This is a genomic window from Bradyrhizobium sp. USDA 327 (assembly GCF_041262065.1).
GTDB lineage: Bacteria > Pseudomonadota > Alphaproteobacteria > Rhizobiales > Xanthobacteraceae > Bradyrhizobium > Bradyrhizobium liaoningense.
In genome coordinates, this window is record NZ_JBGCCW010000001.1 from 2,326,326 (window position 1) to 2,340,293 (window position 13,968).

Annotated in this window: 14 protein-coding genes; 13 read left to right on the top strand and 1 reads right to left on the bottom strand. The window is 64.4% G+C overall.

The annotated features are described in order from the left end of the window. Positions 1-47: 47 nt before the first annotated feature. The 13 genes from ABIA42_RS10495 (at position 48) to ABIA42_RS10555 (ending at position 12,052) form a co-directional block, all read left to right on the top strand. Positions 48-1,367, top strand: a complete 1,320-nt coding sequence (locus tag ABIA42_RS10495; protein WP_028179110.1) for an ABC transporter substrate-binding protein — start codon at positions 48-50, stop codon at positions 1,365-1,367. 100 nt (positions 1,368-1,467) lie between these two features. After that, positions 1,468-2,385, top strand: a complete 918-nt coding sequence (locus ABIA42_RS10500) for a carbohydrate ABC transporter permease (RefSeq protein WP_370123550.1) — start codon at positions 1,468-1,470, stop codon at positions 2,383-2,385. Then, a complete protein-coding gene (locus ABIA42_RS10505) occupies positions 2,378-3,301 on the top strand; it encodes a carbohydrate ABC transporter permease (RefSeq protein ID WP_028179112.1) in 924 nt (307 codons plus the stop codon). Before ABIA42_RS10500 ends, ABIA42_RS10505 begins: the two co-directional genes overlap by 8 nt. A 64-nt stretch (positions 3,302-3,365) precedes the next feature. Then, complete coding sequence (gene denD / locus ABIA42_RS10510; protein WP_370113792.1) at positions 3,366-4,352, top strand: D-erythronate dehydrogenase; 987 nt, start codon at positions 3,366-3,368, stop codon at positions 4,350-4,352. A 23-nt stretch (positions 4,353-4,375) separates the two neighbouring features. Next, positions 4,376-5,344 carry a sugar kinase gene (locus ABIA42_RS10515; protein WP_271529035.1) on the top strand — a complete coding sequence of 323 codons (969 nt, stop codon included), beginning with the start codon at positions 4,376-4,378 and terminating at the stop codon, positions 5,342-5,344. Between the two features lie 10 nt (positions 5,345-5,354). After that, positions 5,355-6,005 (top strand): bifunctional 4-hydroxy-2-oxoglutarate aldolase/2-dehydro-3-deoxy-phosphogluconate aldolase, encoded by a 651-nt coding sequence (gene eda / locus ABIA42_RS10520; protein WP_370143765.1) that lies wholly within the window; start codon positions 5,355-5,357, stop codon positions 6,003-6,005. A gap of 60 nt (positions 6,006-6,065) precedes the next feature. Further along, positions 6,066-7,235, top strand: coding sequence for an acetyl-CoA acetyltransferase (locus ABIA42_RS10525; protein WP_271529033.1), 1,170 nt, complete (start codon positions 6,066-6,068; stop codon positions 7,233-7,235). Between the two features lie 137 nt (positions 7,236-7,372). Beyond that, complete coding sequence (locus ABIA42_RS10530) at positions 7,373-7,579, top strand: hypothetical protein (RefSeq protein ID WP_124158772.1); 207 nt, start codon at positions 7,373-7,375, stop codon at positions 7,577-7,579. A gap of 129 nt (positions 7,580-7,708) precedes the next feature. Further along, positions 7,709-8,908: a CaiB/BaiF CoA transferase family protein gene (locus tag ABIA42_RS10535; RefSeq protein ID WP_370113789.1), complete on the top strand. Its 1,200-nt coding sequence runs from the start codon at positions 7,709-7,711 to the stop codon at positions 8,906-8,908. A gap of 146 nt (positions 8,909-9,054) precedes the next feature. Then, a complete protein-coding gene (locus tag ABIA42_RS10540) occupies positions 9,055-10,191 on the top strand; it encodes a thiolase family protein (protein ID WP_370113787.1) in 1,137 nt (378 codons plus the stop codon). Next, positions 10,188-10,547, top strand: a complete 360-nt coding sequence (locus tag ABIA42_RS10545; protein WP_271529030.1) for a Zn-ribbon domain-containing OB-fold protein — start codon at positions 10,188-10,190, stop codon at positions 10,545-10,547. Before ABIA42_RS10540 ends, ABIA42_RS10545 begins: the two co-directional genes overlap by 4 nt. 648 nt (positions 10,548-11,195) lie before the next feature. Next, positions 11,196-11,723, top strand: coding sequence for a carboxymuconolactone decarboxylase family protein (locus ABIA42_RS10550; RefSeq protein WP_131871432.1), 528 nt, complete (start codon positions 11,196-11,198; stop codon positions 11,721-11,723). A gap of 26 nt (positions 11,724-11,749) precedes the next feature. Then, on the top strand, positions 11,750-12,052 hold the full coding sequence (locus tag ABIA42_RS10555; RefSeq protein WP_271529029.1) for a nucleoside triphosphate pyrophosphohydrolase family protein: 303 nt from the start codon (positions 11,750-11,752) through the stop codon (positions 12,050-12,052). Between the two features lie 63 nt (positions 12,053-12,115). Here ABIA42_RS10555 and glsA read toward each other — a convergent pair whose 3' ends face one another. After that, positions 12,116-13,963, bottom strand: a complete 1,848-nt coding sequence (gene glsA / locus ABIA42_RS10560) for a glutaminase A (protein ID WP_370113784.1) — start codon at positions 13,961-13,963, stop codon at positions 12,116-12,118. Between the last annotated feature and the right edge of the window lie 5 nt (positions 13,964-13,968).

The window sequence follows — 13,968 nt, forward strand, 5'->3', positions numbered from 1 at the left end:
GACGACAAAGTATAAGACGACAAAAAAAGCATCACAGGGAGGACAACATGCAAGACTTTACCCGCCGGACTCTGCTTCAAGGCGGAACGGCACTGGCTGCGACCGGCATGCTGACCGGGCCGGCACTGTTCGACTTCGCCAAGGCCTGGGCGCAGAGCGCGCCCTGGAAGGCCGAGCCCGGCGCCAAGCTGACCGTGATGCGCTGGAAGCGCTTCGTGCCGCAGGAGGACGAGGCGTTCAACGCGATGGTGGCGGCGTTCAAGACTGCCACCGGCACCGAGATGAACGTGTTCAGCGAATCCTTCGAGGACGTGCAGCCGAAGGCCTCGGTCGCGGCCAATACCGGCTCCGGGCTCGATCTCGCCTGGGGCCTGCACACGCTGCCGCAGCTGTTCCCCACCAAAGTGCTGAAGATGAACGACGTCGCCGATTATCTCGGCCAGAAATACGGCGGCTGGACCGATGCGGCCGCCAAGACCTGCAAGCAGGGCAACGACTGGCTCGGCATTCCCGTCGCGACCAACGGCGGCTACATGAACTACCGCAAGTCGGCGCTCGAGAAGGCTGGCTTCAAGGAATTCCCGAAGGATTTCCCCGGCTTCCTCGAAATGTGCAAGGCCCTGAAGGCCAACAACACGCCGGCCGGCTTCGCGCTCGGGCACGCATCGGGCGACGGCAATTCCTGGCTGCACTGGGTGCTGTGGGGGCACGGCGCCTACACGGTGGACCAGAACGACAAGATCATCATCAATTCGCCGGAGACGGCGAAGGCGCTGGAGTACTGCAAGGCGCTGTACGAGAGCTTCATCCCGGGCACGGCGTCCTGGAACGACTCCTCCAACAACAAGGCATTCCTCGCCGGAGAGCTCTATTGCACGGCGAACGGCATATCGATCTACGTCGCCGCCAAAACCGACGCGAGCAAGAAAGAGCTTGCCGCGGACACCTATCACGCGCTCTGGCCGGTCGGTCCGATCGGCAAGCCGACCGAACTGCAGCTCGCGCTGCCGATCCTCGCCTTCAACTTCACCAAATATCCGAACGCGGCGAAGGCCTTCATTGCCTTCATGCTGGAGAAGGAGAATTACGAGAAGTGGCTGGATGGCGCGCAGGGATACCTGACTCAGACCTTGAACGCCTATGAGACGGCGCCGATCTGGACGGCGGATCCCAAGAACGCCGTGTTCTCGCAGGCCTCCAAGCGCACGCTGCCGGCGTCCGGTATCGGTACGGTCGGCGAGAAGGCGGCGACCGCAATCGCCGATTTCATCGTCGTCGACATGTTCGCCAACTACTGCACCGGCGCCAAGGATACGAAGGGCGCGATGGCGGATGCCGAGCGCCAGCTGAAGCGCATCTATCGCTGACGGTCACGGAGCGGGCGGCCTTCCGGCCGCCCGCTCGTCAACATTTCGATCAGGGATATCGGGCATGGCTGATGTCGCAATTCCCCGGGCCAAGCCTCAGATGAGCGAGGCGAGCGCCTGGACCCAGCTCAAATACAATCGCAACTGGCTCGGCTTCTGGTTCATGGTGCCGGCCATGGCGTTCCTGATCTTCTTCCTGGCCTATCCGCTCGGGCTCGGCATCTGGCTGTCGTTCACGGACACGCGCATCGGCAGGGTCGGGCAGTTCATCGCCACCGAGAACTACGAGTGGCTCTGGGACGACTCCATCTTCTGGCTGTCCGTATTCAACACGCTGCTCTACACCTTCGTCGCCAGTGTCTTCAAATTCGCGATCGGACTCTATCTCGCGCTGCTGCTCAACGAGCACATGCCCTTCAAGGCGATGCTGCGCGCGATGGTGCTCATCCCCTTCATCGTTCCGACCGTGCTCTCGGCACTCGCCTTCTGGTGGATCTTCGACTCGCAATTCTCGATCATCTCCTGGTCGCTGAAACACCTCGGCCTGATCAGCCAGAACATCAATTTCCTCGGCGACACCACCTGGGCGCGGATCTGCGTGATCTTCGCCAATGTCTGGCGCGGCGTTCCGTTCGTGGCGATCACGCTGCTCGCGGGCCTGCAAACCGTCTCGCCCTCGCTCTATGAGGCGGCAACGCTCGACGGCGCCACGCGGTGGCAGAATTTCCGCTACATCACCTATCCGCTGCTGACGCCGATCATCGCCGTCGTGATGACCTTCTCTGTGCTCTTCACCTTCACCGACTTCCAGCTGATCTGGGCGATGACCCGTGGCGGCCCGGTCAACGCCACCCATTTGATGGCAACCCTGTCCTATCAGCGCGCGATCATCGCCGGGCAGCTCGGCGAGGGCGCGGCGATCTCCAGCGCCATGATTCCGTTCCTGCTCGCTGCGATCATGGTGTCCTGGTTCGGCCTGCAGCGCCGCAAGTGGCAGCAGGGAGAGAGCAATGACTGATCTTCCTGCCTCGAAAGTCGATCTCAAGGCCGTCATATCGGCGCCGTCGCGCGTCGACAACAGCGAGGGCATGAGCTACCTGCAGTCGGTGCCACGCAGGCTCGTGACGCTCTATCTGCCGCTCACGATCATCGTCGTCGTCCTGCTGTTCCCGTTCTACTGGATGGCGCTGACATCGGTGAAGCCCGACGAGCAGCTGCTCGATCTCGACAAGTACAATCCGTTCTGGACCTGGAATCCGACGTTCAAGCACTTCCACAAGCTGCTGTTCGAGAGTTACTATCCGCATTGGCTCTGGAACACGATGTACGTGGCGATCTGCGCCACGGTGCTCTCGATCGTCGCATCAGTGTTCGCGGCCTACGCCATCGTGCGGTTGCGCTACAAGGGCGCCAATCTCGTCGGGGGGCTGATCTTCCTCGCCTATCTCGTGCCGCCGTCGATCCTGTTCATTCCGCTCGCCACCGTCGTGTATCAGTACGGTCTCTTCGACTCGCCGCTTGCGCTGATCCTGACCTATCCGACGATCCTGATCCCGTTCTCGACTTGGCTCTTGATGGGCTATTTCAAGACCATCCCGTTCGAGCTCGAGGAGTGCGCGCTGATCGACGGGGCGAGCCGCTGGCAGATTCTGGTCAAGATCGTGGTGCCGCTCGCGATTCCCGGCCTGATCTCGGCCTTCATCTTCTGCTTCACGCTATGCTGGAACGAGTTCATCTATGCGTTGACCTTCCTGCAGTCGACCAGCAACAAGACGGTGCCGGTCGCGATCGTCAACGAGTTCGTGGACGGTGACATCTACCGCTGGGGGTCGCTGATGGCCGGAGCCCTGGCCGGCTCGCTGCCGCTCGTGATCCTTTACGCCTTCTTCGTGGAGCATTATGTGTCGGCGATGACCGGCGCCGTGAAGGAATGATCGCGGGGCTTGCCGAGGGCGCATCAGGAGCGGTGCGCTCCTGCCAATAAGAAGGAGTAGGCTCTTGCACATTGTGGTTCTGGGCGCCGCCGGCATGGTCGGCCGCAAACTCTGTGAACGGCTGTTGCGCGACGGCCGGCTCGGCAAGAGCGACATCACGAGATTGACCATGCATGACGTGGTCGAGCCGAAGAAGCCGGAAAAGGCCGGTTTCCCGGTCGAGACCGTGTCGGGCGATTTCGCCGTGCCGGGCGCGGCCGAGAAGCTGATCGCCGGCCGCCCCGACGTGATCTTCCATCTCGCCGCGATCGTCTCGGGCGAGGCCGAGCTGGATTTCGACAAGGGCTACCGGATCAATCTCGACGGCACGCGGATGCTGCTCGATGCGATCAGGCTCGTCGGCAGTGGCTACAAGCCGCGCGTGGTCTTTACGTCCTCGATCGCGGTGTTCGGTGCCCCGTTTCCGGATGCGATCGGCGACGAGTTCTTCCACACGCCGCTGCTCAGCTACGGCACCCAGAAGGCGATCGGCGAACTCCTGCTCGCCGACTATTCGCGCCGCGGTTTTCTCGACGGCATCGGCATCCGCCTGCCGACCATCTGCATCCGGCCGGGCCTGCCCAACAAGGCGGCATCGGGCTTCTTCTCCAACATCCTGCGCGAGCCGCTCGCCGGCAAGGAAGCGATCCTGCCGGTGTCCGAGGACGTCCGCCACTGGCACGCCACGCCGCGCTCGGCCGTCGGCTTCCTGCTTCACGCCGGCACCATGGATCTTGCCACCGTCGGCCCGCGCCGCAACCTGACCATGCCGGGCCTGTCGGCGACGGTCGGCGAGCAGATCGCGGCCTTGAAGCGCGTCGCCGGCGAGAAGGTTGCCGCCCGCATCAAGCGCGAGCCGGATCCTTTCATCGTCGGCATCGTCGGCGGCTGGCCGCGCAATTTCGACCCGAAGCGTGCGCGCGAGCTCGGCTTCACCACGGCCGAGAAGACTTTCGACGACATTATCCGTATTCACATCGAAGACGAGCTCGGCGGCAAATTCGTCGCCTGATCTCTGACTGAGCGGGTCAAGTGATGGCGAGCGTTGCTTGCATCGGCGAATGCATGGTCGAGCTCAGGCAGGCGCAAGGAGGCGCGTCCGCCGGGCAGGGAGGCGGCCTGTACTCACGCGGCTTCGGCGGTGATACCCTCAATACCGCCGTCTATCTGGCGCGGCTCGACGTCAAGGTCGACTATCTCACCGCGCTCGGCGATGACGGTCTCAGCGATGAGATGATCGCGGCCTGGAATGCGGAGGGCGTCGGCACGCGGCGTGTCGTGCGGCTGGCGGGCAAGCTGCCCGGCCTCTACATGATCCAGCTGGATGCGAGGGGTGAGCGGCAGTTCTTCCACTGGCGTGACAGTGCGGCGGCGCGGCAGTTGATGAGCCTGCCGGAGACGGACGAGATCCTCAACTCGCTGATGAGCTACGACATCGTCTATCTCTCCGCGATCACGCTCTCGATCTACGATGCTCCCGGACGCGAGCGCCTGTTCGCGGCGATCAAGCGCGCGCGCCTGCTCGGTACCCGCTTCGTGTTCGATACCAATTTTCGCGCGCGGGGCTGGCCGGATCGCGACGTCGCCCGCGAGGTCTTTGCCGCAGCCTTCGCGGCCGCCGACATCGTGCTGACCTCGACCGAGGACCTGCTCGCGCTCTATCCCAGCGAAGGCCACGACCAGCTGATGGCGCGTATCCCGAGCCCGGAGCTGGTGTTCCGGCTCGCCGAGCCCGTCAGTCTGCTGCGCTTTCCCGGCGGGACCAGCGAGGTTCGCGCCGAACCGATGACGAAACCGGTCGTCGATACCACCGCCGCCGGCGACAGCTTCGCCGCGGCCTATATCGCGGCGCGGCTCGCCGGTTCCGGTCCGGTCGAGGCCGCCCAGGCCGGACATCGCCTCGCCAGCCTCGTGATCTGCTATCCCGGCGCCATCATTCCGGGCTATGCCATGCCGCCGAAGAAGCGGCACCGGCCAGCGGCCTCTCGCCAGGCGACCAAATGAATCGAGACCTATGACCACGACCGCCCAACAAAATCACCTCGTCGCGCTGTTCAAGGCGGCGACCGTCATTCCCGTCCTCACCATTGAGCGCATCCAGGATGCGGTGCCGCTGGCCCGTGCGCTGGGTGCCGGCGGCGTCCGCACGCTGGAGGTGACCCTGCGCACCCCCGTCGCGATCGAAGCCGCGAGGGCGATGATGGCCGAGGTGCCCGAGGCGATCGTCGGCATCGGCACGATTCTCAATCCGGCCGACTTCACTCGTGTCGAGAAGCTCGGCGTCGCGTTCGGCATCAGCCCGGGCCTGACACCCGATCTGCTCAAGGCCGCAACCGACAGCTCCTTGCCGTTCGCGCCGGGCATTGCCACGGCCTCCGAGCTCATGATGGCGCTGTCCTACGGCTTCGACGTCGCAAAATTCTTCCCGGCCGAGCAGGCCGGCGGCATCAAGGGCCTGCGCGCTCTCGGCGGGCCGTTCCCGAACGTGCGGTTCTGCCCCACCGGTGGCGTCGGCGAGGCCAATGCGGCGAGCTGGCTGGCGGAGCCCAACGTGGTTGCGGTCGGCGGCTCCTGGCTGTGCCCGACGGCGGAGATCCGGGCTGGGAACTGGGCGGGCATAACTGCCATCTGCCAGCGCACCGTCCAGGCCCTGAAAGCCGCGTGAAGTCTTGCCATCTCTGGGCTAAGATTTAGCTCAGGAACAGATCCCCAGGGAGAGAACATCATGACCGGCAGCATCGTCGGATGGGCGCATACGCCATTCGGCAAGTTCGACACCGAAACCGTGGAAAGCCTCGTCGTGCGGGTCGCCAACGAGGCGCTGGCGGATGCCGGCATTTCGGCTGGCGACGTCGACGAGATCGTGCTTGGCCATTTCAACGCCGGCTTCTCGCCGCAGGACTTTACCGCCTCGCTGGTGCTCCAGGCCGACCCGAAGCTGCGCTTCAAGCCGGCGACCCGGGTCGAGAACGCCTGCGCCACCGGCTCCGCCGCCGTGCACCAGGGCCTGCGCGCGATTGCCGCAGGGGCCGCCAAGATCGTCCTGGTCGTCGGCGTCGAGCAGATGACGCGTACCCCTGGCGCCGAGATCGGCAAGAACCTGCTCAAGGCGTCCTACCTGCCCGAGGACGGCGACACCGTCGGCGGCTTTGCCGGCGTGTTCGGCAAGATCGCCAGTTCCTATTTCCAGAAATACGGCGACCAGTCCGACGCGCTGGCGCTGATCGCGGCCAAGAACCACAAGAACGGCGTCGCCAATCCCTTCGCCCAGATGCGCAAGGACTTTGGCTTCGACTTCTGCCGCGCCGAGAGCGAGAAGAACCCTTACGTCGCGGGCCCCTTGAAGCGCACCGATTGCTCGCTGGTCTCCGATGGCGCTGCGGCGCTGGTGCTGGCCGATGCCGAGACCGCGAAGGGCATGAGCAAGTCGATCGGCTTCCGCGCCACCGCGCACGCCCAGGACTTCCTGCCAATGAGCAAGCGCGACATCCTCCAGTTCGAGGGCTGCACGGTCGCCTGGCAGCGTGCCCTGGAAAAGGCCGGTGTGACGCTGTCCGATCTCTCCTTCGTCGAGACCCATGACTGCTTCACGGTCGCCGAGCTGATCGAGTACGAAGCGATGGGCCTGACGCCGAAGGGGCAGGGCGCCCGCGCCATCAAGGAAGGCTGGACGCTCAAGGACGGCAAGCTGCCGGTCAATCCCTCCGGCGGCCTCAAAGCCAAGGGCCATCCGATCGGCGCCACCGGCGTCTCGATGCATGTGATGACCGCGATGCAGCTCGCAGGGCAGGCCCCCGAGGGCATGCAGCTCAAGAATGCCAAGCTCGGCGGCATCTTCAACATGGGCGGTGCGGCCGTCGCCAACTACGTTTCCGTGTTGGAGCCGCTGAAATAGGTCTTGTAGGATGGGTAGCCGGCGGATGCGCGAAGCGCAGTCTGCCGGCGTAACCCACCACCACGGCCTTTGCGCTAGATCATGGTGGCCTGATCTGGACACTTTAATGCTCCTGATTGATTGGCAGGGAATGCATCATGAGCAATGACTACGAAGACTCGCTGTCGATGGACGCGCTGAACGACCGCATCGCGATCCTCGAGGACAATATCCGCCAACTCATCGAGCAGGCAGCTGCTGCCTCGGGCGAGCAGAACGAGTCGCGCATCGCCGACCGGATCAGCCAGCAGAACGAAGAGCTCGACCGGCTCCTGAAGATCCGGGAATCCCGTCAGAAGAAATAGCGGCCGATATCGCCGCCGCGCTGCGCATGCCGCCATACGCCGCCCGCCCTTGCGCGAGCGGCGGCACTGCCGTTAGCTGGGCTGAAATCGCGGGCCGCGCCTTGAGCCTCGCGCAATCGGGAGCGAACGATGGGGCCGCTGAAGGGCATCAAGGTCATCGACATGACCACCGTGCTGATGGGTCCTTATGCGACCCAGATGCTCGGCGACTACGGCGCCGATGTCATCAAGGTGGAGTCGCTGGACGGCGACGTCACCCGGCTGATCGGCCCGATGCGACACGCCGGCATGGGCCCGGTGTTTCTCAACACCAACCGCAGCAAGCGCTCGATCTGCCTCGACCTGAAAAAGCCCGCTGGCCGCGAGGCCGTGCTGCGGCTGCTGAAGGACGCCGATGTCCTCGTCTACAACGTCCGCCCGCAGGCCATGGCGCGGCTTCAGCTCGGTTACGATGTCGTTTCCGCCATCAACCCGCGCCTGGTCTATGCCGGCGTGTTCGGTTTCGGCCAGGACGGGCCCTATGCCGCGAAACCTGCCTATGACGATCTGATCCAGGGCGCCACCGCGCTGCCGGCGCTGATGGCACAGACCGGCGACGGCGTGCCGCGCTACGTGCCGAATGCGCTGGTCGATCGCATCGTCGGCCTCACCGCCGTCGGGGCGATCTGCGCCAGCCTCGTGCACCGCGACCGTACCGGCCGCGGCCAGCGCGTCGACATCCCGATGTTCGAGACCATGGCCGGCTTCGTCATGGGCGACCACATGGGCGGGCTCACCTTCGAGCCGCCGCTCGACAAGGGCGGCTATGCCCGCCACCTCTCGCGCGACCGCAGGCCCTACAAGACCTCGGACGGCTATCTCAGCGTCATCGTCTACAACGACAAGCAGTGGGAGAATTTCTTCAAGGCCACGGGGCGCGACGATCTGCGCGCCGATCCCAAATTCGCGACTTTCGCCGGCCGCGCGGCCAACATCGATGTTGTCTACGCCGAGCTTGCGCGCATCTTCGAGACGCGCACCACGGCCGAGTGGATCGACCTGCTCACCAAGGCCGACGTGCCGGTCATGCCGATGCACGACCTTGCGTCGATCCTGCACGACGAGCATCTGGAGGCGACGAATTTCTTTCCCGTGGTGAACCATCCGACCGAAGGGCCGATCCGCAGCATGAAGGTGACGGCGACCTGGTCGGAGACGGAAGCTGAGCCCGTGCGGCTTGCGCCAGAGCTCAACGAGCACGGCGCGGAGATTTTGCGCGAGATCGGCTATTCCACCGACGAGATCGCCGCCATGGTCCGTGATGGCGTCACGCGGTCAGCGCCGGAGTAAAGAGAGAAAATGGCCACGACTCTCTCATCCGTCATTCCGGGGCGCGACGAAGTCGCGAGCCCGGAATCCATAACCACCATCGTGAGTATGGATTCCGGGCTCGCGCCCCAAGTGGGCGCGCCCCGGAATGACGAGGAGGAGACACCATGAGCTTCATCACCGGCGTCGGCCTCACGCCGTTCGGCAAGCACGAAGGCTTGTCCTCGCTAGACCTGATGAGCAAGGCTGCCCAAGCCGCGCTCGACGATGCCGGGCTGAAGCGCTCGGACATCGACGGCATCCTCTGCGGCTACTCCACCGTCTCCCCGCACATCATGCTCGCCACCGTCTTCGCCGAGCATTTCGGCATCCGCCCGTCTTACGCCCACGCCGTGCAGGTCGGCGGCGCCACGGGACTCGCGATGACAATGCTCGCGCATCAGCTCGTCGACGCAGGCGTCGTGCGCCACGTGCTCGTCGTCGCCGGCGAGAACCGCCTCACCGGACAGAGCCGCGATGCCTCAATCCAGGCGCTGGCGCAGGTCGGCCATCCCGACTACGAGGTCCCGCTCGGCCCGACCATTCCCGCCTATTACGGCCTCGTCGCGAACCGCTACATGCACGAATATGGCGTGACCGAAGAGGACCTCGCCGAGTTCGCGGTGTTGATGCGTGCCCACGCCTGCTCCCATCCCGGCGCGCAATTTCACGATCCCATCACGGTCGCCGACGTCATGGCCTCCAAGCCGGTGGCGATGCCGCTCAAGCTGCTCGACTGCTGCCCGGTCTCCGACGGCGGCGCGGCGTTCGTCATCAGCCGCGAGCGGACAGGGAAAGCGGGGGTGCGCATCCGCGGCTGCGCCCAGGCGCATACCCATCAGCATGTCACGGCCGCGCCTGGCCTCAGCGAGCTCGGTGCCGAGATCTCCATCGCGCGCGCCAGGCAGGCGACAGGCCTTGCGATCTCCGACGTGCGTTACGCCGCGATTTACGATAGCTTCACCATCACGCTCGCGATGCTGCTGGAAGATCTCGGCCTTGCCGGCCGAGGCGAGGCGGCCGCGCGCATCCGCGCCGGCCATTTCGGCCGCGACGGTGCCATGCCGCTCAACACCCATGGCGGTCTGCTCAGCTACGGCCATTGCGGCGTCGGCGGCGCCATGGCGCATCTGGTCGAGGCGCATTTGCAGATGACGGGTCGGGCGGCTGGCCGCCAGGTGCGGGATGCGTCCATTGCGCTGCTGCACGGCGACGGCGGCGTGCTGTCGTCCCACGTGAGCATGTTCCTGGAGCGGGTGCGATGAGCGAGCGTCTAGCGGACTGGACCAAGGGCGAAGAGGCGATCACGTTTCAGACCTGTGACGCGTGCGGCCATGTGCAGTATTTCCACCGCGCCTTCTGCGCGGCCTGCGGCGCACCCGATCCGCGCGAGCAGCGCGCCAGCGGCAAGGGCAGGGTCTACGCGGCCTCGCTGGTCTGCCGCGCTGCCACACCCGAAACGCGCGCCCACGTGCCCTACAACATCCTGCTGGTCGACTGCGCCGAGGGTTTTCGTATGATGGCGCACGGCGCGAACGATCTCGCCATCGGCGATTCGGTCGTCGCGAGCTTCGCGCCTTTTGCGGGAAAGCTCGTGCCGTTCTTCACGAAGGGGGCTTAAAGCATGATCCGGAAAAGTGCGCAGCGGTTTTCCGAAAAGATCATGCTCAAACAATAACCTAAAGCGCGATGACGATTCGTCCTCATCTCATCGCGCTTTAGTGGGATTCGTCATTCGGGGGCGGTCCTGGGACCGAGCCTGGAACGGGTATTCTGGGCCTGGCCTGTGCGAGGGCCACCCCGGAATGACGAAACTCTGAACGCATGATCCGGAAAAGCGTGAAGCGGTTTTCCGAAGAGATCGTGCAAACAAAAACTAAAGCGCTGTCGCGCTTTAGCGCCCGTAGAACAAGATGCTGGCGATGACGAGCATCGCCGTCACCGCCAGCATATGCGCAAGCGCTCCCGAGGCCGCCCCCTTGGTGGCTTCCTTCATGCCGTTCTCTCCCTAGACTTGGGCGTGACTCATCGTTGCGCGGCTAGCGCACCCGACGGCCAATTGTTTTACTCGGAACACCCCACTTCTCGAGTATTCACCGCGATCTGTCCCCACGCGGCGAATATCGACTGTCTCAGGGTCGATCAGCAATGCGGCGGCAATTTGACTCGATGATGTTGCTCCTGCGTCCGCCCGCGAATAGAGTCTGTGGGAACTTATCCCCACAACGATAAAAAGCATCAAAAGCTCAGGGAAAACTTCAGGAAAATCATGGCCCGTATTCAGTACAGCGACCCGTCCAAGGCATCCGATCGCACCCGCGAAATCCTCGACAAGAACCGTCATGCCAACATCTTCCGCATGATGGCGCACTCGCCGAGCTACTTCGAGCAGTACTGCCGCTTGGGGGGCGCTATCAGGCACAAGGGCGAGCTCGATCCGATCGTACGCGAGCTCGCGATCACCCGCACCGGAATCTTGTGCGAGGCCCCGTATGAGATCGTCGCGCACAAGCGGATCGGCAAGAATGTCGGCGTCACCGACGAGCAGAACGAGGCGCTCGAGAACTGGCAGGCGGCGTCCTGCTTCAATGAGGTGCAGCGCGCCGCGCTCGCCTTTACCGACGAGGTCGTGAAGCTGAAGAAGCCGACGGACGCGACGTTCAAGGCGATCGCGTCGAAGCTGACGCCGGCCGCTCTGGTCGAATTGCAGCTCTCGGTCGGCTTCTACATCATGACCTCGAAATTCCTGGAGACCTTCGAGATCGATCTCCAGCCGGTCACTGAAGTGGTGGGCTGATCAGACAGAAGCGGCGAGGGAAGCCGATGACGATCGATGAATATGCGGCTTGGGCCGCTGGCGTTGCCAAAGTCGACGAGCATCCGTCCAACGAGCGGTTGTCCTACCTCGGTCTTGGCCTTGCCGGTGAGGCGGGCGAAGTCGCCGAGCACATCAAGAAGCTCTTGCGCGACGATTGGCTCGACAAGGCGGGTCTCGTCGAAGAGCTCGGCGATGTCGTCTACTACTGGGCCTGCCTGTGCGCCGCCACCGGCCAGCAGCCATCCGCGCTGCTCGATGCCAGTGCTGCCAAGATCAAGCGACGTATCAGCGAAGCGGCGAGCCGCTGAGCGGGGTATGCGCCGCGAGCGCTGTTTACCTCTCCGTACGCGAGAGGTGAAGCGGGCCGTCGCTCACGTCGACGTCAGAATATCCACCTTCGCGTTGGCGACAATCAGGCGGTCGGCCAGCAGCTGGGCGAGGTTGCGCATGATGCATTCGCTGGCGCGTGGATGCTGCCTGCGGAAGCGTTCGAAATCCTTCAGCGACACCTCGCATGCGGTTGCCGCCATGTCGGCGAACACGTCGGCAGAACGCGTTGCCTCCAGCAGTGCCATCTCGCCGAACGCCATGCCGGCGGTGAGCGTCGCCAGCCGTATGCCGTCTGGCAAGGTGACGTGCACCGCGCCGCTGCGCAGGAAATACAGGGCATCCGCAGGATCGCCGGTCGTGAGAATCTTCGCGCCGGACTGATAGGTCCTGATGGCGCAGAGCGAGGCCAGATCGGTGAGCTCTTCCTCGCTCAGCCCTGCCAGCAGTGGCTGCTCGGCGAGCTCTGTGGTCTCGTGAAAATCGATTGAGCCGCCGTAGCGATACACGATCTGGTCTTCGGCCCATTCGATCGCGGTGTCGAGCAGGTAGAAATCGCGGACGTTCTTCAGCTCGGCGGTCCATTCGCGCAACGTATTCCATTCCTTGGAGGCACGCCGGACGCCTGACAGCACGACGGTCACGTTCAGCGCCGCAAGCTCCTCGAACGCTTCGGCGACCAGCCGCGCGCCGGCGCGCGTGGTCGAGGTCACGCGGTGCAGATCGAAGATCACGAATTGCGGCCGCGGTCGCCCGGCAAGGCGCCGCGAGACGTAATCGACAGCGGACAGTGACAGCGTGCCGACCAGCTCGATGATCCGCACCTCCTGTTCGTGTGCTGCCAAAATCTCGCGCTCCTGCGGGCGGCGCACGCGGCGCGACGGGCTCTTGCCGATGTCGTAGTCCGCGATGACGGCGTTGCGCGCATCGTCGCTGCGGTTGAGCATGTGCAGGTCGTAGTGCGAGGACAGCGCCTCGCAGACCTTGATGCCGCGCACGCTGTTGCCGTGCCTGTCGAGGCGCGGCGAATAGCTGCCGAGTCCGAGGCGGGCGGGGAGGGCCGCCAAGATGCCGCCGCCGACCCCGCTCTTGGCGGGAATGCCGATCCGGTAGATCCATTCGCCGGCATAGTCGTACATGCCCGACGACGTCATCACCGAGAGCGTGCGCGAGATCGCGTAGGGCGTCAGCACCTGCTCGCCCGTCACGGGATTAACGCCGCGATTGGCGAGCGTCGCTGCCATTACCGCGATGTCCCGCGCGGTGACCAGCACGGCGCATTGCCGGAAATAGACGTCGAGGACGCCGGCGACATTGTCCGAGATGACCGCATTGGTTTTCAGCAGATAGCCGATGGCGCGGTTGCGGTCGCCGGTCTGGCTTTCGGAGGCATAGACGGCCTCGTCGAGCGCGAGGTCGCGTCCGGCAAAGCGGCTGAGCGCAGTGCGAATCTGCTCGAAGGCCTCCACGCCCTTGCTGTCGTAGATCAGCCCGGTGCAGGCGATCGCGCCGGCATTGACCATCGGGTTGAACGGATGGTTGTCCGAATTGAGCCGGATCGAGTTGAAGGGATCGCCTGAGGGCTCGACCCCGATCGCGCTCTCGACCGTGCCGGCCCCGAGCAGGTCCAGCGCCAGTGCGAACACGAAGGGCTTCGACATCGACTGGATGGTGAAGGGCACCCGGCTGTCGCCGACCTCATAGACATGGCCGTCCAGGGTCGCCAGGCTGATGCCAAAATAGGCAGGGTCGGCCTTGCCGAGCTCGGGAATGTAGTCGGCGACCTTGCCTGAGGTCTCGGCGGCGAACTCGCTCAGGCAATTGTTTAGAAACCGCAGCAAAGGCGGTTTCGAGCGGGTCCAGGCGGTTTCGAGAGGCGAATGTGGCGTCATCGCCT